20 protein-coding genes and 1 pseudogene are annotated in these 22,064 nt (G+C 38.9%); 4 read left to right on the top strand and 17 right to left on the bottom strand.

What is annotated here, in order from left to right; translation table 11 throughout:
- A complete protein-coding gene (gene rnr / locus GQ596_RS04140) occupies positions 1-2,442 on the bottom strand; it encodes a ribonuclease R (RefSeq protein ID WP_160400419.1) in 2,442 nt (813 codons plus the stop codon).
- Positions 2,443-2,627: 185 nt separating this feature from the next.
- On the opposite strand from rnr, the gene GQ596_RS04135 reads away from it, so the two are divergent.
- A complete protein-coding gene (locus tag GQ596_RS04135) occupies positions 2,628-3,005 on the top strand; it encodes a hypothetical protein (RefSeq protein ID WP_160400418.1) in 378 nt (125 codons plus the stop codon).
- Positions 3,006-3,629: 624 nt separating this feature from the next.
- Here GQ596_RS04135 and GQ596_RS04130 read toward each other — a convergent pair.
- The 9 genes and pseudogenes from GQ596_RS04130 to purH all read right to left on the bottom strand — a co-directional run bounded on the left by GQ596_RS04130 (position 3,630) and on the right by purH (position 11,476).
- Positions 3,630-5,231, bottom strand: a complete 1,602-nt coding sequence (locus tag GQ596_RS04130; RefSeq protein ID WP_160400417.1) for a hypothetical protein — start codon at positions 5,229-5,231, stop codon at positions 3,630-3,632.
- 766 nt (positions 5,232-5,997) lie between these two features.
- Positions 5,998-6,303, bottom strand: a pseudogene (locus GQ596_RS04125) (phosphoribosylglycinamide synthetase C domain-containing protein); the annotation flags it as partial.
- A gap of 479 nt (positions 6,304-6,782) precedes the next feature.
- Entirely contained in the window at positions 6,783-7,094 is a 312-nt protein-coding gene (locus GQ596_RS04120; protein WP_160400415.1) for a hypothetical protein, read from the bottom strand.
- Between the two features lie 10 nt (positions 7,095-7,104).
- Complete coding sequence (locus GQ596_RS04115) at positions 7,105-7,275, bottom strand: hypothetical protein (protein WP_160400414.1); 171 nt, start codon at positions 7,273-7,275, stop codon at positions 7,105-7,107.
- A 51-nt stretch (positions 7,276-7,326) separates the two neighbouring features.
- Positions 7,327-8,202 (bottom strand): DUF4225 domain-containing protein, encoded by an 876-nt coding sequence (locus GQ596_RS04110; protein ID WP_160400413.1) that lies wholly within the window; start codon positions 8,200-8,202, stop codon positions 7,327-7,329.
- Entirely contained in the window at positions 8,181-8,354 is a 174-nt protein-coding gene (locus GQ596_RS04105; protein ID WP_160400412.1) for a PAAR domain-containing protein, read from the bottom strand. The genes GQ596_RS04110 and GQ596_RS04105 overlap by 22 nt, the downstream gene beginning before the upstream one ends.
- A complete protein-coding gene (locus GQ596_RS11165; RefSeq protein ID WP_255471033.1) occupies positions 8,341-8,469 on the bottom strand; it encodes a hypothetical protein in 129 nt (42 codons plus the stop codon). The genes GQ596_RS04105 and GQ596_RS11165 overlap by 14 nt, the downstream gene beginning before the upstream one ends.
- A gap of 19 nt (positions 8,470-8,488) precedes the next feature.
- Entirely contained in the window at positions 8,489-9,787 is a 1,299-nt protein-coding gene (purD, locus tag GQ596_RS04100) for a phosphoribosylamine--glycine ligase (protein WP_160400411.1), read from the bottom strand.
- A gap of 96 nt (positions 9,788-9,883) precedes the next feature.
- The gene (gene purH, locus GQ596_RS04095; RefSeq protein WP_160400410.1) at positions 9,884-11,476 is read right to left on the bottom strand and encodes a bifunctional phosphoribosylaminoimidazolecarboxamide formyltransferase/IMP cyclohydrolase; all 1,593 of its coding nucleotides are present in this window, start codon (positions 11,474-11,476) and stop codon (positions 9,884-9,886) included.
- A gap of 262 nt (positions 11,477-11,738) precedes the next feature.
- Between purH and idnO the strand changes: the two genes are divergently transcribed.
- The 3 genes from idnO (at position 11,739) to GQ596_RS04080 (ending at position 15,021) form a co-directional block, all read left to right on the top strand.
- On the top strand, positions 11,739-12,503 hold the full coding sequence (idnO, locus tag GQ596_RS04090) for a gluconate 5-dehydrogenase (RefSeq protein ID WP_160400409.1): 765 nt from the start codon (positions 11,739-11,741) through the stop codon (positions 12,501-12,503).
- Positions 12,504-12,643: 140 nt separating this feature from the next.
- A complete protein-coding gene (locus GQ596_RS04085; protein ID WP_160400408.1) occupies positions 12,644-13,894 on the top strand; it encodes an MFS transporter in 1,251 nt (416 codons plus the stop codon).
- A gap of 134 nt (positions 13,895-14,028) precedes the next feature.
- On the top strand, positions 14,029-15,021 hold the full coding sequence (locus tag GQ596_RS04080; RefSeq protein ID WP_160400407.1) for a substrate-binding domain-containing protein: 993 nt from the start codon (positions 14,029-14,031) through the stop codon (positions 15,019-15,021).
- Between the two features lie 115 nt (positions 15,022-15,136).
- On the opposite strand, the gene era is transcribed toward GQ596_RS04080, so the two are convergent.
- From era to rpoE, 7 genes are all read right to left on the bottom strand, one after another.
- A complete protein-coding gene (gene era / locus GQ596_RS04075; protein WP_160400406.1) occupies positions 15,137-16,042 on the bottom strand; it encodes a GTPase Era in 906 nt (301 codons plus the stop codon).
- Entirely contained in the window at positions 16,039-16,716 is a 678-nt protein-coding gene (gene rnc, locus GQ596_RS04070) for a ribonuclease III (protein WP_370516483.1), read from the bottom strand. The genes era and rnc overlap by 4 nt, the downstream gene beginning before the upstream one ends.
- Before the next feature lie 8 nt (positions 16,717-16,724).
- On the bottom strand, positions 16,725-17,723 hold the full coding sequence (lepB, locus tag GQ596_RS04065; RefSeq protein WP_160400404.1) for a signal peptidase I: 999 nt from the start codon (positions 17,721-17,723) through the stop codon (positions 16,725-16,727).
- A gap of 46 nt (positions 17,724-17,769) precedes the next feature.
- On the bottom strand, positions 17,770-19,566 hold the full coding sequence (gene lepA, locus GQ596_RS04060) for a translation elongation factor 4 (protein WP_160400403.1): 1,797 nt from the start codon (positions 19,564-19,566) through the stop codon (positions 17,770-17,772).
- A gap of 154 nt (positions 19,567-19,720) precedes the next feature.
- Entirely contained in the window at positions 19,721-20,632 is a 912-nt protein-coding gene (locus tag GQ596_RS04055; RefSeq protein ID WP_160400402.1) for a MucB/RseB C-terminal domain-containing protein, read from the bottom strand.
- 78 nt (positions 20,633-20,710) lie between these two features.
- Complete coding sequence (locus tag GQ596_RS04050; protein WP_160400401.1) at positions 20,711-21,271, bottom strand: sigma-E factor negative regulatory protein; 561 nt, start codon at positions 21,269-21,271, stop codon at positions 20,711-20,713.
- Between the two features lie 49 nt (positions 21,272-21,320).
- Positions 21,321-21,893, bottom strand: coding sequence for an RNA polymerase sigma factor RpoE (rpoE, locus tag GQ596_RS04045; protein ID WP_160400400.1), 573 nt, complete (start codon positions 21,891-21,893; stop codon positions 21,321-21,323).
- Positions 21,894-22,064: the final 171 nt, after the last annotated feature.

Genomic DNA, 22,064 nt, shown 5'->3' with positions numbered 1-22,064 from the left:
CTATTTGGTTTTATTGGTTGATTTACTACGTTTTTTACTTTTAGCTTTCACTTCAACTTTAGCCGTTGATTTCATGCTTGATTTAGCGCTCGATTTTGCCTTTTTTGGGGTACTTGATTTAGTACTTGGCTTAGTATTTGGTTTCGTACTACTTTTTTTACTGGTTGATTTTTTATCTTTTCGCTTAACGGGTAAGTCAGCTTGTTGAGCGTTTTGGGCTTGTTTAGACTTATCCTTTGCCGTTTTACCTTGACGTTTTGGCTTATTATTACTGCCCACTAACGAAAAATCAATTTTACGCTCTTCTGGATTGACGTTATCGACTTTCACTTGCACTTTATCGCCCAAACGATAAGTAAAGCGAGTATTTTCACCAATCAAACGATTGCGTGAACCATCAAACGTATAATAATCATTTTCTAGCGATGACACATGCACTAAGCCATCAATAAATAGATCATCTAACCGCACAAAGAAACCAAAATTCACCACGCTCGAAATCGTACCGTTAAAAACCTCGCCGACATGATCTTGCATATAATCACATTTAAGCCAATCAACTACATCACGCACCGCTTCGTCCGCACGTCGTTCGGTCATGGAACAGTGCTCACCAAAATAGAGCATTTCGCTGGTAGTATAACGGTAGCCACCTGTTTTACTGGTCTTTTGTTGTTTATCCGCTAAAATCCATTTAATCGCACGATGCAAAAGCAAATCAGGATAACGACGAATTGGCGAAGTAAAATGTCCATATTCCTCAAGTGCTAAACCAAAATGTCCGCGGTTTTCAGGATCATAAATAGCCTGCTTCATGGAACGCAAAATAACCGTTTGCAGCATATCATGATCAGGACGTGTTTCAACCACCGTCATTAATTCGGCGATATCTTTAGGTTTAGGATTAGCGCCTCCACCAAGCGACAACCCAAGTTCACTTAAAATACTACGCAAATTATTAATGCGATCTTCATCAGGCCTGTCATGCACACGGAATAATGAAGGAATATCCGCTTTAATCACTAATTTTGCCGCAGCCACATTGGCTAAAATCATGCACTCCTCAATGATTTTATGCGCCACATTACGTTGTGCTAGTTCGACACTTTCAATACGCTTATCAGCATTAAAGATAAATTTAGGCTCTTCTGACTCAAACCCTATCGCCCCACGAGCAACCCGTGCTTTATCAAGCACATTATAAAGCCCGTAAAGGTTCTCAAGATGAGGAACCAAGTCACGGTAATGTTCGCGAAGTTCTTCATCTCCCTCCAAAATCTTCGCCACTTTGGTATACGTTAACCGAGCATGCGAATTCATCACCGCTTCGTAAAACTCATACCCCGTCAACCGCCCACGATTAGACACCGTCATTTCACAAACCAAACACAAGCGATCCACTTGCGGATTTAACGAACACAGTCCATTAGATAAAACTTCAGGAAGCATAGGCACCACACGCGATGGAAAGTAAACCGACGTACCACGCAAACAAGCCTCTTTATCTAACGCTTTGCCGGGCCTAACATAATAACTCACATCCGCAATCGCCACCCACAACCGATAGCCACCGCCACGGTTTTTTTGACAATAAACCGCATCATCAAAATCACGGGCATCTTCGCCATCAATAGTCACTAATGGCAAATTTCGTAAATCTTTACGACCTTTTTTGGCGCTTTCGGGAACTTGATCAGTAAATTTGCTGGCCTCGGCTTCAACCTCGTTAGGTAGTTCATAAGGGATTTCGTGATTACGCAAAGCAATATCAATGGCTAAATTTGTGCCCATCATTTCGCCAAGCACTTCCTTAATCACACCCACCGCTTTTTGGCGACGCTCTGGTCGTTGTTGTAACTCAACCACCACAACCGCTCCCATGCGTACGGTGCGATCGGGTTTACCCGTTATTAAAATATCAAAGTTCAAACGGCTATCATCAGGCACCACAAAACCAACGCCTTGCTCGATAAAATAACGACCAACAATTTGATTACTACGAGGCTCTAAAATTCGCACTACCCTAGCTTCGGTTTTACCACGGTATTGCGTGCCGATAGGCTGGGCTAAAATCACATCGCCCTGTAAGACTTTCTTCATCTGTTCTGGTGCTAAAAAATAGTCCTCAGGATTACCCTCTACCCGCAAAAAACCAAAACCATCACGGTGGGCAATAACCTTACCTTTAACCATGTCGAACTTTTCTGGCAGGGCATAACACTTACGACGCGTAAACACCACTTGACCGTCACGCTCCATCGCACGCAAACGACGGTGCAATGCCACTTTTTGCTCATCATTTTTAATGTCGACAGCTTGAGCAATTTTTTCTAAACTGGCAGGCTTTGCTTCTTGTTTAAGGTAATCTAAAATAAGCTCTCGACTGGCAATTGGGGAATCATACTTCTCGGCTTCGCGGTCAAAAAATGGGTCTTTTATCATAAAGGAATATCCTGTGACTAATATTAGTGCTAGCATAACATAGAGTGGTATAAGTTAACATCAACATTCTATTTAATAAACAAGAATCAATTGATTATTAGCTTAGTTTTAAAAGAATAGTTCAGTATCTGAGTTATAGTAAAAATAATTAAAATAATAACAGTTAAAAATAAGGAAATAAAAAAATGGAAAAAACCCTACCATCAGTATTAAAAATAGTGCATTGGAGTTTAATTATACTACCGGGGTTGTTAGGAGCAAGTTTGTTCGATTACTCAGCAAACAGTTGCTTTGAATTAATACATGAAAATATTATTTTAATTTTTCTTTTGTTAATTATTTCTGTATTAATGATATTTTTCTCATTAAATCTATATCATGAAGACGTATGTAATTTTCTTACTTCATCAATAATGATCACCGTAGCAACATCCTATATTGCAATTTTATCACCGCCTGTTGCTTATTTTGTTAGGGGGTATGGTTTTTATAATTTAATGGCTTTTGGACTTTTTATAATTATAAATATGCTACCAGCTATTTTAACATCGATGTCAATGTAGTTTGTTTTTTGGAAAAAAACTGCGCAAAAAAACTTCAATAAAATCAATACCTTTCCTGACCGTTTTTTTGGAGTTTTTGCGTTTTTTTTTATAAAAAAGTGACTCATAAAAGCCTCTCAAGATTATGTTGTTGTCTTGTTACGGCGTCAGAATGTGCCGACAACAGAGCGAGGTTAGCACGCCAAACAGGGATGTTTGGCGAGTTTGTGGCGCGCTTGGAGCGCTTCCACAAACGGTGCGTTAAGACCGAGCGTCGGCGTCGGGTAGCCGAAGGCCACATTATGTAGCCAAAGCGTGGGATTGCAAAGGGAATTCGCTTTAATTCCCTTTGCTCGGACGTTGTCACTGTAGCTATTTTGTTCACCAAAGGTCAAAACGTCCGAAACCTTGCCGTACTACAAATAGACCACAGCTTTAAACCGCCACAGCGTAATCCACTAAAACTGCCATCGACGCTTTCTGCGTCGGCGGCGGGGGGGCGGCGCTATTGTGGCTTTGCCACAACGGCGCAACCCTAAGGGAAACGCCCCAACTTACGCGGGGGCTTTATTCTTTGTTATATTGTCCTCTCAGGCACCGTAACCCCCTTCCGCGCCCTAAGGATTAAGAACTAAACGCTAAAAGCTAAGGTGCGGTGCAAAGGCCATAGTGACGGTCGCTGTCACTGTAGCTGTAGACGAAGCCGTCGTGCGAGTAGACACCGAACTGGTAGCGACCCGTAGCGGTGCTCGTCCAGTAGACGCTGTAGACGAAGCCTACACCGTAGTCGCGCATGTGGCCCCACTCCGTGAAAAATCCTGCGCCTATGTTACGCTGGTAATGGTTACCAGATGAGCTAGGGGCTGCGCCTGAAATAGGATTAGTTCCTGTTTTGACCGCATTGGTTAAATCCCTTACCCCAGGCATCCGATAACCCAAACTATAACACCATGATTCTTGACGATAAGCGGTATCTGATTTAGTACGATTGACGAACCACTGCCTCAACACAAATCCATACCGAACCTCATTACCACTTCTATCCCTACCCACCAACTCAAACGTCTGTGGCAAAGATGGACGTGTTAGTGAACGTGGATTATCTGACCTTATTTGACTACTACTTGCCCTTGGACCGCTCAATTTTACCCGTGTGACTGAGCCATTCCAACTCACCGTTGCGCTTATACTACCACTTGTGTTAACTGTCCAACTTAACTGACTTCCATCTAATCCACCTATATCCAAATCAAAATACAAACCATCTGCTCCTGTAGTAGGGAAATTTTGGCCGTAAGATGATGGACTCGTTGACTGAACTAAAAAGCCCTTACTAGGATTCCATATGTTAGATGGACCTGCATAGCGGGGGTTGTCGTCAGAATCAATGCCAGTTGTTCCACCATACAACAAATTCGGCCTGACCGAACAAATACGGATATCGTCATTTGGATTAATATAATAATCCACCGTAGCGCCACTAAAACTACTACTTCTTGGTACGCCATACTGCGTACTTAATGTGCCACCTGTACTTGTTAAAGTTACCTTATAAGGTGCACTACATATACTTAATGCATCAGTACGATTAACCGTAGTACCGTTTTTATCGGTAAACGCCACCGATATACCCCCCGATGCAGTTACTCCACCTACTCCCTGTCCGTCTCCATCATCATCACCCCAATAACCCTGACTCACCAAATCATTCATCGTGATTGAACTCCGTGATGGTGGAACTATCGTCTCTATATGACTTAAGTTACTCCCCACATATGGCAACCTGATTGGATTGCTTGGTGTTGATGGGTTCGTTGACCTTGTGTATACCGTTCCATCCTGCAACTTTATTGACAATAAACGGTCTGTATTCGTTAATTTTGTTACCCCTCCATCAAACGTTAAATACGGCGCACTCCCCTCGATAGCCCTTGAGGTATAAGCCGTTAACGCCTCTGTATCCTGCGTATATGACAATAACAACAATGGCGCTAAGAATAATGCCGATTTTGATAATAATGGTGATTTAAATAGTAACGGCGGTTTGAATAACAATGGCGGTTTTAATAACCACTTGGATATCGGCGATAATTTTGCCGAAAATATGGCCGATGACGGCGTCGATTTCGCTACGCGAAATGACTTCGATGATAAAAATAACTGTGGCGCCCTATTTTGAACACCGTGCGAATCAATAAGATTTAGGGCATAGGTTTGGCAGGCCAGATGCCAGATGCCAGATGCCAACCATGGTAATGCATTTTTATTCCCTTGTCAAGTAATTTATTGTTTTTTATCGATTTTTCTATCCGTTCGCTTTATTTTTGAGCGATTCCCTGCTTGAATAAGCCTAAAAATTATAACTTGATGGTGCATAATCTGCCACTTTTTTTGTTAATTTATTGTAAAGATTTGTTAGAAGGTTGAGTGCGTTGCTTTGGATTTTTTTGGGGGTGGTTTTGTTTGATAAAAATGCCTTGAAAAAACTTTAATAAAATCAATTCCTTTTCTGACTGATTTTTTGGTGGAAAATCAGTTTTTTTGTTTTGGTGAATAGAATAAATTGGGTGCAGTGGTTCGGACGTTTTGACTTTTGGTGAACAAAATAGCTATCGTGCCCACGTCCGAGTCAGGGAATTAAAGCGAATTCCCTGACAACCCACGCTTTGGCTGCAGAATGTGGCCTTCGGCGCCCCTCCGCAATTACTCGCATCATCCCTGATACTCGCCTCTTCGAGGCCATCTTCGCTTTGCTCAGATGTTCAAATTTGTTCCAGACAAATTTGTCAAGCGCGCCACAAACTCGCCAAACGTCCTGTTTGGCGTGCTAACCTCGCTCTGTTGTCGGCACATTCTGACGCCGGAATAAGGCAGATAGCATAACCTTCAGTGGCTTTTATAAGTCACTTTTTTATAAAAAACACTGCAAAACCCCCAAAAAATCAGTCAGGAAAGGTATTGATTTTATTGAAGTTTTTATAGGTGTTTTTTTTAAAAAAACACTCCATCACCACTATTTGTTTTGTTCCCGCTCAATCGCACGGTAACCTATATCATGCCGATAAAAACAACCATGCCAATAGATGTCTTTGGCTTGCTGATAAGCCCGTTGTTGGGCTTCAAGTACCGTGTTACCAAGTGTGGTTATGCACAATACTCGCCCGCCATCAGTGTAGACATGCCCTTTTTCTAAACTAGTACCCGCATGAAAGATTTTGCAATCTTCGGTTGATTCGGCAGGCAATCCAAGGATGACATCTTTGGTATTATATTTGCCTGGGTAACCGCCAGCGGCAAGCACCACGCCTAATGCAGGTCTTGGCTAGAAATTATGTCGGTATAGCCACATTAGCATGTTGCATAATATGGCTAAAAATATAAATAGACATATGATTAATACAAAATATCAACAGCTTCTATTTAACTTCAATTAATCATTTCCATTTTTTTCTTTTTTTGTATCTACGTGGGGTTTCGAGAAAACTAATAAAAAAAACGTTTAAAATCATTATAAAAGCCACAAACCAAAAAAAGGTTAAACTTGTTATTGATAAATCTCCATGGGGAACAAGAATAAAAATACTATATAAATTAATAGAATAATAATATATAATCGCACAGATTCTTTTATTATTTAAACTTTTATTCTGCTGATAATCTGTAAGTATATAACCTGAAAAATAGTAACGAATGTAAACACAAAAAAATGCACATATACAAAAACTGACTGTTATAAAACATACCATAGCTATTATATTCTCCTTTATCATTATTTAGGCTTTTCATAATTCATTTAGGTTATTTCCATTTTTTCCTTTTTATGTATCTACGTGGTGTTTCAAGAAAGCTAATAAAAAATACATACAATATAAAAATAAAAACAGCTGACCAGAAAAAAATAATATTTGAAAAAAACCCTTCTCCTGGCTGACTTATAATTAACAGGCTATATAAAGAAATAAAATAAAAATAAAAAAGAGCTAAACGTCGTTTACGATTTAAAGTCTTATCATTTTCATAGTCCATTACAATATATCCCGAGAAATAGCGCCGGATAAAACACCCAACAATAGCAAAAAAATAATAGCTAACCCATATTTCAACAGCCATGCAAATCTCCTTATTTTATAATATTACCGCCTCTATCTTTTCTATATGTTGAACCATCACTACTTTCACAGCTATAATAATCTGGTGCATCATCATTACCTATTGTGATTATCAATGAACAATTCTCAACAATTTGTCCTGTATTAATAATTGTTTCTGGCTCTTTAACAACCATGCTCACTTGGTTGGTATCTTTATTAAGTACAAAAGCTTTTTTTAACTGATTAGCTAGTTATCTAAGAGAAATAGCATCACCAAGAATTTCCACAGTTAATAATTTCTTACTCATTTGTTTGTAAGCGTTTTCTAAATCACGGCGACCATATTTAAATAATTTAAATCTCGGATCACCAAACTTATTCAATTTCGGCACTAATTTCAACTTAGCCCCTACTGACATACTTAAATCTAAACTATCATAAGCAATATCACCTATTGAAGAATCAAAACCTAAAGACTCGGTAGCATCTTTATACCAACCTCTTAAAGGCCCATCAACTTCCATACTCCTGTTGCCGCCATCAATTTCGTTCATAACACCATTAACAATGCCAGCTCCTCCTTCATATATTCCATTTCCTCCATGCGCTATCATAGGGGCACCAATAAGACATGACAATCCCACAGAACAAAGTGCTACCCCAGTTTGAATCATTCCTACACCACCAAAAATAGACAAACCATTTTTCAACCATATAAAACTTTGCTCTAATAAATTATTTTCTTCAGTCTTTATTTTCTTTGCGCCTTCCTCATAACTCATTTCTCCACTTTCAACTTTATTGACAATATTCATGGCATATGTATCAACATCATCAATAAAAGATTGTTTTATTTCGTTATAATAAAGGTGTTTTTCGCATAGTTCGTGGGTGCAATCCATTAAGCGCTTGGCATCCAATCGAATTTTTGACGTGTCGTCACTCATTTCAAGTGGTGAGTCACTTTGCGTATACATCAGGTTTTGAAAAATAGGTAATGAGGTTTTTGAAGAGCTAGGCATTTTAAAACTTGAGCTTTTCGCTGATGAATGGATTGCAACATTAACATAAGTAAAGCTTTTAGTGGCGATAATTCGATTCTCACCTATTGGACATCTACAATACAATCATATGTTCCTTCAATAATGGAACCATACCCTTTTGTACATTTAGGACAACTTGCGTAATCGCCTAAGCATGCAATGCCTTGACCTTGAGAAAACCCTCCATTTGATGCGGAAATTACTTTACCACCAGTTGTCGTATCATCGCCCAACACTGCTAATAATTTGTTCACTCCCTTCTCCCATTCTTTTATTTAAAAATTTAATAAGAATTGATGAGCATTGCGTTAATTGTTCGTTCATACCTACTATGGCGTCATTAAACGCCATAATTAATTAACTTTAGAAATTAAGATTTATGGCCGTTTTGCTCTCGCTCAATCGCACGGTAACCTATATCATGCCGATAAAAACAACCATGCCAATAGATGTCTTTGGCTTGCTGATAAGCCCGTTGTTGGGCTTCAAGTACCGTGTTACCAAGTGCGGTTATGCACAATACTCGCCCGCCATTAGTGTGAACACGCCCTTTTTCTAAACTAGTACCCGCATGAAAGATTTTGCAATCTTCGGTTGATTCGGCAGGCAATCCAAGGATGACATCTTTGGTATTATATTTGCCTGGGTAACCGCCAGCGGCAAGCACCACGCCTAATGCAGGTCTTGGATCCCATTTTGATTTGACGGTATCTAATTTGCCATCCACTGCCGCAAGGCAGAGTTCGACCAGATCGGATTGCATTCGCATCATAATTGGTTGTGTTTCAGGATCGCCAAATCGGCAGTTGAATTCAATAACTTTGGGGTTGCCATCTTTGTCAATCATTAAGCCAGCATATAAAAAGCCAACATAGACATTGCCTTCTTGCGCCATACCGTTAACGGTTGGGTAGATAATCTTATCCATTACCTTTGCAAAAACCGCATCAGTTACAACAGGAGCTGGCGAATACGCGCCCATTCCCCCCGTGTTTAAACCTGTATCGCCGTCGCCAACACGTTTATGGTCTTGGCTAGTTGCCATTGGCTCGACATGTTTGCCATCAACCATGACAATAAAGCTGGCTTCTTCACCGTCTAAAAATTCTTCAACCACAACGCGGTGCCCTGCATCGCCAAAGGCGTTGCCTGCTAACATGTCATGTACGGCATCTTCGGCTTCTTTTAGGGTCATGGCAACAATCACCCCTTTGCCAGCCGCTAGGCCGTCGGCTTTGATGACAATTGGGACGCCTTTTTCACGGATATAGTTAATAGCTGGAGCAACTTCGGTAAAGTTTTGATATTCTGCGGTGGGGATATTGTGGCGAGCTAAGAAGTCTTTAGTAAAGGCTTTTGATCCTTCAAGTTGTGCAGCTGCTTTGGTTGGGCCAAAGATTTTTAATCCTGCTTTTTGAAAGCTATCAACAATGCCAATCACTAACGGGGCTTCGGGGCCAACTATCGTTAAATCAATTTGTTCTTGCTGAGCAAAACTAAGCAGTCCACCGACGTCGGTCGCTTTGATGTTGATATTTTCTAAGCTAGGCTCTAGTGAAGTACCTGCATTACCTGGTGCAACAAAGACTTTAGATACTCGTGGTGATTGTGCAATTTTCCAAGCAAGCGCATGTTCGCGCCCACCATTACCAATGACTAAAACTTTCATAAAAGATCCTTTAACGATGTCTTTTTTAATAAAAAGATAAATATAGGTAATTTATTTTTAATAATAAGCAAAGTCGCCATATTATTCATATCAAAATTAATGTCTAAAATGACGCATATTTGTAAATATCATTGCAATATTGTGTTCATTTGCAGCTTGAATCACTTCGTCATCACGAATCGAGCCACCGGGCTGAATTACACACGTTACCCCTGCAGCTGCTGCCGCATCAACTCCGTCTCGAAATGGGAAAAACGCATCTGAAGCAACGACAGAACCCGCTACTTCTAGGTTTTCGTCTTGCGCTTTGATTCCAGCGATTTTGGCGGAATAAACTCGGCTCATCTGTCCTGCGCCAATACCAATTGTCATGTTGTTTTTGGCATAAACAATGGCATTGGATTTAACAAATTTAGCCACTTTCCAACAAAATAAAGCATCAGACAGTTCTTGCTCTGTTGGTTTGCGTTTGGTGACAACGGTAAGTTCGTTTGGCGATACCATGCCTAAATCACGATCTTGCACTAATAAACCACCATTAACACGCTTAAAGTCTAGGCTGACTGTCGCAGGCTTTGACCATTCGCCACATTCCAGTACTCGTACATTTTTTTTCGCTTCAATAATAGCTAATGCATCTTGATTGACTATTGGGGCAATGATGACTTCAACAAATTGTTGTTGAACAATAGCTTGAGCCGTTGCCGCATCTAATGGGCGGTTAAAGGCAATAATGCCCCCAAAAGCTGATGTCGGATCGGTTTTATAGGCATTTAAATAGGCGTTTAGGATATTGTCACTAACCGCAACACCACAAGGGTTGGCGTGTTTGACGATCACGCAAGCAGGCTGTTCAAATGATTTTACGCATTCAAGCGCAGCGTCGGTGTCGGCAATGTTGTTATAAGATAGTGCTTTACCTTGCAGTTGTCTTGCCGTTGCAATCGATGCTTCCTTAATGCTTTCTTCAATATAAAAAGCCGCTTGTTGGTGGCTGTTTTCACCATAGCGCATGTTCTGTTTTTTTATAAATTGGAGATTTAATGTGCGTGGAAATTGACCTGCTGGTTTGTCGGTTTCGCCCATATACGGTGGTACTTGTTGCCCAAAATAGTTGGCAATCATGCCGTCGTATTTGGCGGTGTGTTCAAAGGCTTTAATGGCAAGGTTGAAGCGATATTCAAAAGAAAGGGCGTTTTGGTTATTATCCATCATATTAATGATATTTTCATAATCACCACAATCAACCACAATAGCAACATCTTTATGATTTTTAGCGGCAGAGCGCACCATAGTTGGACCGCCAATATCGATATTTTCAACGGCGTCTTCTAATGTGCAGTTGGGTTTGGCAACCGTTTTAGCAAATGGGTAAAGGTTGACAACCACCATATCAATCGGTGCAATTTGGTGTTGTTGCATAATGTCATCATCAACACCTCGTCTTCCTAAAATAGCACCATGAATTTTGGGGTGTAGTGTTTTGACTCGCCCATCCATCATTTCAGGAAAGCCTGTGTAGTCTGACACTTCAGTTACAGGTATTTGGTTGTCCATAAGTAGCTTTGCTGTTCCCCCTGTTGAAAGAAGTTCTACATTTCGTTCAGATAGGGCTTTGGCAAATTCTAAAATACCGGTTTTGTCGGATACACTAAGTAAAGCACGGCGAATGGGGCGAAACTGCTGCATGAGGGGGCTCCGAAGTTGATATTAAAATTCAAATTATTGAGTCGCATTATATATAAATTAAGGGGGGATGTTTAGTATTAACTTATTAAAAAATTTTATTAAACAAGCCTAAAAACGGTTAAATCATAATATTTGATATTGATCACAAAATTAACATTTTCATGGTAAATAACGCATTGTTGGCTTTCTTTTTTTACTTTTCCATAATATTGTTACGCGTAACTGTTATGCATAACAATATTTGAAATACAAGGAGAAAATCATGCAATCTTTATTTGAACTAAAAGGAAAACGCGCTTTAATTACAGGTTCAGCACAAGGTATTGGTAATTTGCTTGCCACAGGTTTAGGGCAATATGGAGCAAGTATCATTATTAATGATATTACCCAAGAACGTGCTGAAAATACAGCAAACCAACTTAAATCACAAGGCATTGATGCCGTTGGCGTCGGTTTTGATGTAACCAGTTATGATTCAGTCGAAAATGCCATTAATTATATTGAAAAAGAGATCGGACCTATTGATATATTAATCAATAACGCGGGTATTCAACGCCGTCATCCGTTTATTGAATTTCCTGAAGCTGATTGGGATGCCGTCATTAATGTTAACCAAAAAGCGGTTTTTTTAGTTTCACAGCAAGTCGCTAAGCACATGATCAAACGTAAGCAAGGAAAGATTATCCATATTTGTTCAATGCAAAGCGAACTTGGTCGCGACACCATTACCCCCTATGCCGCATCAAAAGGTGCAGTGAAAATGCTTGTAAAAGGTATGTGCGTTGAACTTGCACGTTACAACATTCAAGTCAATGGTATTGGGCCTGGTTATTTTGATACCGAGATGTGCAAAGCTTTGGTTGAAAACAAAGAATTTACTCAATGGTTATGTCAAAGAACGCCAGCCGCTCGCTGGGGGAAACCTGAAGAACTTATTGGCTCGGCGGTGTTTTTGTCGTCTGCTGCATCAAACTTCGTTAATGGGCATATTCTTTATGTTGATGGCGGAATGTTAGCGGCAGTTTAGAGCCATATTGCGACAATTGTATTTTTACGGACTTAAATCAAGGAAGGTTAAAACAATATATATAAATAAAAAATTGATAAAAATAGGGATGAAAATTGTCGCAAAATCACTTTATTATTAATTGAAAGCGAGAATAAAACATGAATATAACAAACAAACTAGCGCCGTCTCGTTGGTGGCGTTTAATGCCAATCATTTTTATTACTTATAGTTTAGCTTATTTAGATCGTGCCAATTATGGCTTTGCCTCTGCAGCGGGGATTAATAAAGATTTAGACATCAGTCCAAGCACTTCGTCATTAATTGGCGCTCTTTTTTTCCTTGGTTATTTCTTTTTTCAAGTACCGGGATCGGTTTATGCAGTTAAGCGAAGTGTTCGTAAGCTGATTTTTGTGTGTTTAATACTGTGGGGATTGTGTGCCGCATTGACAGGGATGGTCAGTAATATTCCAACACTTATGGCGATCCGTTTTGTTCTCGGTATTGTTGAAGCAGCAGTTATGCCATCAATGTTAATTTATATCAGTACATGGTTTACTAAAGCCGAACGTTCAAAAGCCAATACATTTTTAGTTTTAGGTAATCCTGTAACCGTATTGTGGATGTCAATTGTATCAGCGCACTTAATCGACCTTTATGGTTGGCGCGAAATGTTCATAATTGAAGGCTTACCAGCTGTATTATGGGCAGTAGTGTGGTGGTTCCTTGTTCGTGACAAACCATCCGAAGTTAAATGGCTCACCGACGCCGAAAAAGCTGATTTTAAAGCTGTCATGGATAAAGAACAACAAAATATCAAACCCATGCGTAACTATGGCGAAGCGTTCCGTTCTGCCAGTGTTATTAAACTCTGTGCAGTGCACGCATTATGGAGTATTGGTGTATATGGCTTTATGATGTGGATGCCGTCAATCATCAAATCGGCAGGCAATGTTGATATTATATCGGTTGGTTGGTTTGCGGCTATTCCTTATTTTGTTGCGATTGCTATGATGTTAATTGTCTCTTTCTATTCTGACAAACTACAAAATCGTAAACTTTTTGTTTGGCCATTATTACTTGTCGCAACCATTGCATTTTTTACTGCTTATTTGCTTGGGGCTGAACATTTTTGGATCTGTTTTGTGCTTTTATCACTTGCTGCTGGCTGTATGTACGCACCTTATGGACCTTTCTTTGCTTTAATTCCTGAATTATTACCAAGCAATGTATCGGGTGTGTCGATTGGATTAATTAACAGTTTTGGAGCACTTGGCGCATTTATTGGTGCTTGGTTAGTGGGTGTTATCAATGCAGCAACGGGCAGTGCCGGAGCGTCATATATCTTTATGGGCGTATCTTTAGTTTTATCTGTTATTTTGATGGCTAGCGTTAAAGCGCCTAAAAAATAACCAATAATATCAAAAAAATAAGAAGGCAATGGATACTGCCTTCTTAATTTATTCTAACGAATATTATTTATTTTCTTGTTTTTACTGGTAAAATGCCACACATTCAACCAGCATCCCTCCTAAAATAATAGGTTATGAAAGATAAGCGTATTAGTTTACAAGATATTGCCAATTTAACTGGCGTGACTAAAATGACCATTAGTCGCTATCTAAAAAACCCTAAACAAGTCTCTGAAAAAAACCAAGAAAAAATAGCAAAAGTGTTAAAAGAGATCCAATATATTCCCAATCTTGCACCACAAATCATGCTTGGTTCGCGCAGTCACTGTATTGGCATTGTTATACCGTCTTTTAAAAACCAAATATTTACAGAAGTGCTTGCTGGTATTGAATCGGTCGCATCAGCTCAACATTACCAAACAATTATTACTAACTATAATTATGATAAGCAGTTAGAAGAAGAAAAAATTATTAACCTGCTGTCATACAACGTCGACGCTCTTGTCTTGATGGAAAAGGAGCACACTCAAACCACCCTACAATATTTAAAAACTGCTAATATTCCTGTTGTTGAACTTATGGATATTACCAAAGCATTTTTTGACATCCAAGTCGGCTTTGATAATGAGCAAGCCGCCTATGATATGACTTTGCAAATGATTGAATCTGGCAAAAAAAATATCATCTATTTTAATTCCATTGCAAGTGCACGCGATAGCCAACGTTACAAAGGTTATCAACGTGTTATGAAACAATCAGGATTAACACCACGTCAGATTATCCCCAATGCAATATCATCAATAGATTTAGGCAAAAGTTTATTTCACCAAGCAATTCAAAAATATCCTGATATGGATGGTATTTTATGTACTAACGACGATATGGCAATAGGTGTACTACTTGAGTGCCAAAATTATCAGATCCCTGTTCCTGAACAAATTGCTATTGCAGGCTTTCATGGTTTAGAAATTGGTCGAGCAAACAACCAAAAGATTGCAACCGTCATTACGCCACGATTTGAGATTGGTAAAGTTGCAATCGAATTATTATTGCAAAAATTAAATGGTGAGCATGTGAAAAGTAGTGTTAATTTAGATTATAAGATTGATAAAGGGCAAACAATTTAGGGGATTTTTTGTTAAAAAAGTGGTCAGGAAAGCTATTGATTTTATTGAATTTTTTTAAATGAAAAATCAGGCATCGTTATGCCTGATTGATAACTTAAAAAATCTAGCGGAATCGTTAATCATCACTATAGCCTAAACTTCGTAATGCTCGCTCATCATCTGCCCAGCCTGCTTTGACTTTGACCCAAAGTTCTAGATGGACTTTGTTATCAAAAAATGATTGCATGTCTTTACGGGCTTCAATACCAATTTTTTTGATTTTTTCGCCTTTGTTGCCAATGACCATTTTCTTTTGTCCGTCACGCTCAACTAAGATTAGTCCGTTAATGCGGTACATTCCATTACGTTCATCAACTTTAAATTGTTCAATTTCAACCGTTACTGAATAAGGTAATTCGTCACCTAAAAAACGCATGAGTTTTTCACGAATAATTTCTGACGCCATAAAACGTTGTGAGCGGTCGGTAATGTAATCTTCAGGAAAATGGTGTTCACCTTCTGGTAAGTGTTTTTTGACGATATCTTTGATGATATCAACGCCTTCACCTTTTTCGGCGCTGATTGGTACCACATCAAGGAAGTTAACTTTTTGACTAATTGCTTGAATGTGGGGTAATAATTGCGTTTTGTCAGTGACATTGTCAATTTTATTAATGACTAATAATACTGGGCATTTGCAGTCTTTGAGTTTATTGGCAACCATTTCGTCATCGTCATTCCAATGAGTCCCTTCTACAACAAAGATCACAAGTTCAACATCACCAATCGAGCTACTTGCCGCTCGGTTCATTAGGCGGTTGATGGCTCTTTTTTCTTCAATGTGCAATCCAGGCGTGTCGATATAAATAATTTGGTCGTTATTCTGCGTGTCAATACCGACAATGCGGTGCCTTGTAGTTTGCGCTTTGCGCGAGGTAATCGAAATCTTTTGACCAAGCAGTTGGTTCAATAGTGTTGATTTACCTACGTTTGGTCGCCCCACAATGGCGACAAATCCACAATGTTGTGTTGTTTCTGTCATTTTATACCTAGTTGGTTGAGTGCTTCTTGTGCTGCTATTTGTTCTGCTTTTCGGCGACTTAAACCACGACCTAAATATTCGCGGTTGTCATTATCGATTTTGCACTGAATTAGGAATTCTTGTTCGTGATTATCGCCAGTAACTTCAAGAATAAGATAACATGGACGTGGTCGATGAATCCCTTGTAAATATTCTTGTAATCTTGTTTTAGCATCTTTTTGCTTTATACCTGGTTGAATTTGGCTTAAGCGAGTTTGGTACCACGATAAGATTAACTGACGAATTGTGTCGATGTTGCTATCTAAATAAATGGCACCAATAATGGCTTCAACGGCATCGGAAATAATTGATTCGCGACGAAATCCACCACTTTTTAACTCGCCTTGTCCTAAAATAAGGTGATCGCCTAATTTAAAATCTTTGCCAATTTCAGCAAGCATTTGACCGCAAACGAGTGTAGCTCGCATTTGGCTTAGGTCGCCTTCGTCTTGTTTGACAAAACGGTGATATAGCTCATCAGCAATGACAAAACTTAAAATAGAATCCCCAAGAAACTCTAAGCGTTCGTTATGCATTTTATTAGCGCTTCGGTGAGTGAGCGCTAATTCAAGTAGCGATAGATCTTGAAACTGATAGCCGATCGATTGTTGAATTTGTGTAAATTTTTTCATAATGATAATTTTTAATGTATTCCACCAATACGACTAAAGCGAATTCCTGTTGGCCACTCATCTGGTTGTTTTTCAAAGCTAATCCAAATTGCAGTTGCTTTACCCACAAAGTTACCTTCAGGTACAAAACCAAAGTATCGACTGTCACTACTGTTGTCACGGTTGTCACCCATCATAAAGTAGTGACCTTGTGGTACAACCCAAGTGGCTGTTGGTTGACCGCTTTGGTGGTAATAATTTGTATTTTCTTGTGCATCAGGCGTAATTAATATGTCGTGCGGTTTGTCGCCTAGTGTTTCTTGTTGAACATATATATTTAATGTTACAACACTAGCAGAGTCGGTAATACCTTTATCAGCATATTGTTCTAGCGTATAAAAATTAGGGGTTTGTTTGAACCGTTTATACACTTCTTTCCAGTTACTTAGTCTTGGTTCGCTGTAATGCAAGTCAAGCGGCTGTGATTGCTGACCTTTGCAATTGGTATCCGTTGTTTGGCACGCTGGATAAATTACAATTTTCTTTTCTTTATCCAGATAGACAATTTTATCGCCTGGTAAACCTACTACACGTTTAATCAGATCCCTTTCAGGCATATTTGGGTCTTTAAATACCGCTACATCACCACGTTTAGGGTGCCCTGTTGGGATGATAACTGTGTTAGTAATAGGATCACGTAAGCCATAAGCGTATTTTTCAACCGCAATAAAGTCACCAATGAGTAACGTTTGCATCATTGACCCTGATGGGATTTGAAACGGTTCATATAAAAATGAGCGGATAAAAAACACGACAAATAAAACTGGGAAAAACGATGCCAAGTTTTCAACCCACACTTTGGGTTTACCCACTTCAGCAAGTATCTTTCCGTCAACCTCACCATTGCTTTGGGTGCGGATTTCTTCTACTTTACGCTGTCTTGCCGGTTTCCATTTGAATTTTTCTAAAAACCAAAAGATCCCAGTAATAAAAGTTGCGGTTGTTAATATGATGGCAAACATTCCAGCCATTTTTTTTCCTCTTTAAATGAATCTTTTATCAATTCGTTTTAATTAGTTAATCTTTTCCTACATGCAAAATCGCTAAAAATGCTTCTTGTGGTAATTCAACATTACCAACTTGTTTCATGCGTTTTTTACCTTCTTTTTGCTTTTGTAAAAGTTTCTTTTTACGACTCACGTCACCACCATAACATTTAGCTAATACGTTTTTGCGTAGTTGTTTTACAGTTGATCGTGCTATGACGTGATTTCCGATAGCCGCTTGTATGGCAATATCAAATAGTTGACGAGGAATAAGCTCTTTCATCTTTTCGACTAATTCCCGTCCTCGATAAGGTGCATTGTCTTTGTGGGTAATCAAGGCTAATGCATCAACACGTTCACCGTTTATTAATACATCTAATCTTACCATGTCGGCAGCTTGGAATCGTTTAAAGCTGTAATCTAATGAAGCATACCCGCGTGAAGTTGATTTTAGTTTGTCAAAAAAGTCTAATACAACTTCGGTCATTGGAATTTCGTACGTTAAAGCAACTTGGTTTCCATGATAAACCATGTTAGTTTGTACCCCACGTTTTTCAACACATAATGTGATGACGTTACCTAGATAGGTTTGTGGTACTAAAATATTACATTCAGCAATCGGTTCACGCAGTTCCTGAATATTATTTACCGCTGGTAATTTGGCGGGGCTATCAACATAAATAATGTCATTGGATGTGGTTAGCACTTCATAAACAACCGTTGGTGCAGTAGTTATAAGATCAAGGTTGTATTCACGCTCTAAGCGCTCTTGGATAATTTCCATATGCAGTAGACCAAGAAAACCACAACGGAACCCAAATCCTAATGCCCCTGAATTTTCAGGTTCATAAAATAATGAGGCGTCATTTAGGCTTAATTTGCCTAGCGCATCACGAAAAGCCTCGTAATCGTCAGAACTAGTTGGGAATAACCCAGCATAAACCTGTGGTTTGACCTTTTTAAAGCCAGGTAATGGTTCTTGTGCCGGTGCTTTTGCTAAGGTTAAAGTATCCCCGACTGGGGCACCTAATATATCTTTGATAGCACAAACAACCCAGCCCACTTCGCCACAATGCAGGCATTGTTTATCAACTTGTTTAGGCGTAAATATACCAAGTCGATCAACGTTGTATGTCATGCCTGTACTCATAACTTTAATTTTGTCACCTTTGTTTAATTCACCATTTTTTATGCGAATTAATGAAACAACGCCTAAGTAATTATCAAACCATGAATCAATAATAAGTGCTTGTAATGGTGCGCTTGAGTCGCCTTCTGGTGGAGGAATGTCGTTGACAAGTTGTTCAAGAACATCCGTCACGCCCACACCTGTTTTGGCTGAACAACGAACAGCATTACTTGCGTCGATGCCAACAATGTCTTCGATTTCGGCCGCTACACGCTCTGGTTCGGCTGCGGGTAAATCGATTTTATTTAGTACAGGAACAACTTCAAGATCCATGTCTAAGGCGGTATAGCAGTTTGCTAGTGTTTGTGCTTCAACGCCTTGCCCTGCATCAACAACTAATAATGCGCCTTCACAAGCGGCAAGCGAGCGCGAGACTTCATACGAAAAGTCAACATGACCGGGAGTGTCGATAAAATTGAGCTGATAGGTTTCGCCATTTTTAGCATGATAATCAAGCGTAACACTTTGAGCTTTTATGGTGATACCTCGCTCACGCTCAAGATCCATTGAGTCGAGCACTTGGGCTTCCATTTCACGATCTGAAAGTCCGCCACAAATTTGAATGATGCGGTCTGAAAGTGTTGATTTACCATGGTCAATATGGGCAATAATCGAAAAATTGCGGATATTTTTATTCATATTAATAATATTATAATGAGTATCTTGGTTATTAATGGTTAACTATCTAAAATGCCTTTGGTTATTACCAACATTGCTAATAATTACATAGTCATAAAGGCGTCATTTTACACATTTATCACTGCTAAGCATAGCGTTATCGAGAAGTTTGCACTTATTTCTGGATAATATTTTGTGCTATACGTTCAAGCGTGGTATGCGGTAAATTACCAATGATGATAATATTTTTATGACCCAAGTTAGTTGAATAGATAGTGCGCCCACCTTGTTGTATAATTTGGTGTGATTGCTTAGCTTGTTCCGAGGAAATATTAACCGTAAATGAAAATACACCATCTGAAAACAATTTAGTTGCAATATCAGAGTTGTAAAAGTTCAGATTATAAGCAGCGATTTCCTTAAATCCTTTAGGTAACCAAGCTAATCGCCATTGGTCAAATGCACTATCTTGCTTTTCGATCGATAATAAAACAGGATAAGTTCGGTTGTTGATATAATCTAGCTGTTTTTTCTTATCAAGATTTTCATCTAACTGGATCACTTTTATCTGATTAATAATGTTGTTATTTTCATCCAATAAATCAACTCTGATCGGCAAATAGGTTTGATCATCAATCCAAATCAGGTAGCTATAACGGTCCTTTTCTTTAGCGATAATTTTTACCTGTTGTGCACTACGATTTGCCGTTCTTGCTTTGCCTAATAAAATAAAATCGTAAACCTCGCTTAAGTCATTAAAATTATTATAAATCACATCAGGAAAAGCTTCGATAATGCGTGGGCTAGTGATCGAAAACGATGGGCTATCAGGTTGAAAGTAACTCGTTACGCCATTGTGCAAGATGATCTCTTTATCTGGACCTTCAAGATAGCGTAAACAGGCATTAATATCGTTTGTGTCTGCTGCACCTAAATGGCTATATTCAAATGTGGTTGCATACTGATCTTTATCTTCAAATAAGAAGTGGATATGATAATTTTGTGTTTGAGCTGCATGATGCATTTTGTTTAATAGTGTTAAGGCATCATTGGTGTCATTAGCATAAACGGATGCGGAAAAAAACACGAAAAACAGAGTGAAAATAAAATTTCTACTCTGTTTTATAAAATGTAGCACAAAATAATAGGGTAATTTCATTTCGAATTAGTGAGCATTAAGTCTTTTCTGTAATTCGTAATCTTGCACAAGCAATCTAATTTTGTCGTATTGTCGCTTTTCAAGCAGTTGCTGATCGTTTTGCTGATGAATTCCACCTACTGGTGCGATATTAACGCCCACCGGCACAGTGTTTAATGTAGGAGTGCCATTCACATTATCCGTTTGGCTTTGTTGATATTGAACACCAGCAATAATACCGAGTGTGACACACGCCGCAAGTCCAACTTGGCTCACTTTAGCAAAAAAGTCTTTAAGGTGAATCCAAATTAGGTTTTCAGCTTTTGGTAGTGCTGTTGCGTTGATATTCGGTTGATCTGTTAGTGGATTGTATAGATCTTCACTCGCAATAGCTTGAGCAATTTGATTAGAGATATCTAATGTTAATGAGCAACTATGCAACTCACCTCGCATTGTATCTCTTACAATATGATAGCGGTGCCAGCATGATTGCAAACTCTCATTATGCGATACTTCATCAACAATATGATCATGAGTGAACTCGCCATCCATAAGTGATGAAAGTTGCTCTTTCTGTTCTATTTGCATAGTAAATACCTTAAATTTATGACTACTTTTATCAATCTGTTTGTAGCCATTAATTGAGTAATGGTTTTAATTTTTCATCTATTGCTTCACGAGCTCTAAAGATACGTGATCGCACTGTTCCAACAGGTGAATCCATAATTTCAGCAATCTCTTCGTAGCTTAAACCATCGATTTCACGCAATGTAATTGCTGTTTTTAAATCATCAGGCAGAGCCTCAATCGCTGCAAATACAGTTTTTTTCACTTCATCTGAAAGTGCTAAATTTTCAGGATTATCAAGATCCCTTAGTGAATCTGCACCTTCGTAACCTTCGGCTTCGCTAGCTTCGATATCTGATGCTGGCGGCCGTCGCCCTTGAGAAGTTAAGTAATTTTTTGCCGTATTAACCGCAATGCGGTACAACCATGTGTAAAAAACGCTTTCACCTTTAAAAAGACTTAATGAGCGATATGCCTTAATAAAGCTTTCTTGCACAACATCAGGGACTTCTGACGCTAATACATAACGAGAAACCAAATGAGCTAATTTGTTTTGATAACGAACCACAAGTAGATTGAATGCATTTTTGTCTCCATTAACAACGCGATCAACTAATACTTGGTCTGTTACTTGCTCCCCCATTAAAGGCCATTCCTTATTACGTTAATAACTGTCAATCGGCCCAAATTTGTGCTCTCAGACAGTTAGATTCTTAAATTTAAAAAAAGTTCCCATTATTCTAATAGAAATTGAATTATTTTACTTATTAATTGTAAATTTTTATCTTTTTATACTAAAAAACATGCTTCCCTG

It is taken from the genome of Gilliamella sp. Pra-s60 (assembly GCF_009795755.1).
GTDB lineage: Bacteria > Pseudomonadota > Gammaproteobacteria > Enterobacterales > Orbaceae > Gilliamella.
This window is presented reverse-complemented; position numbering and strand designations above follow the sequence as displayed.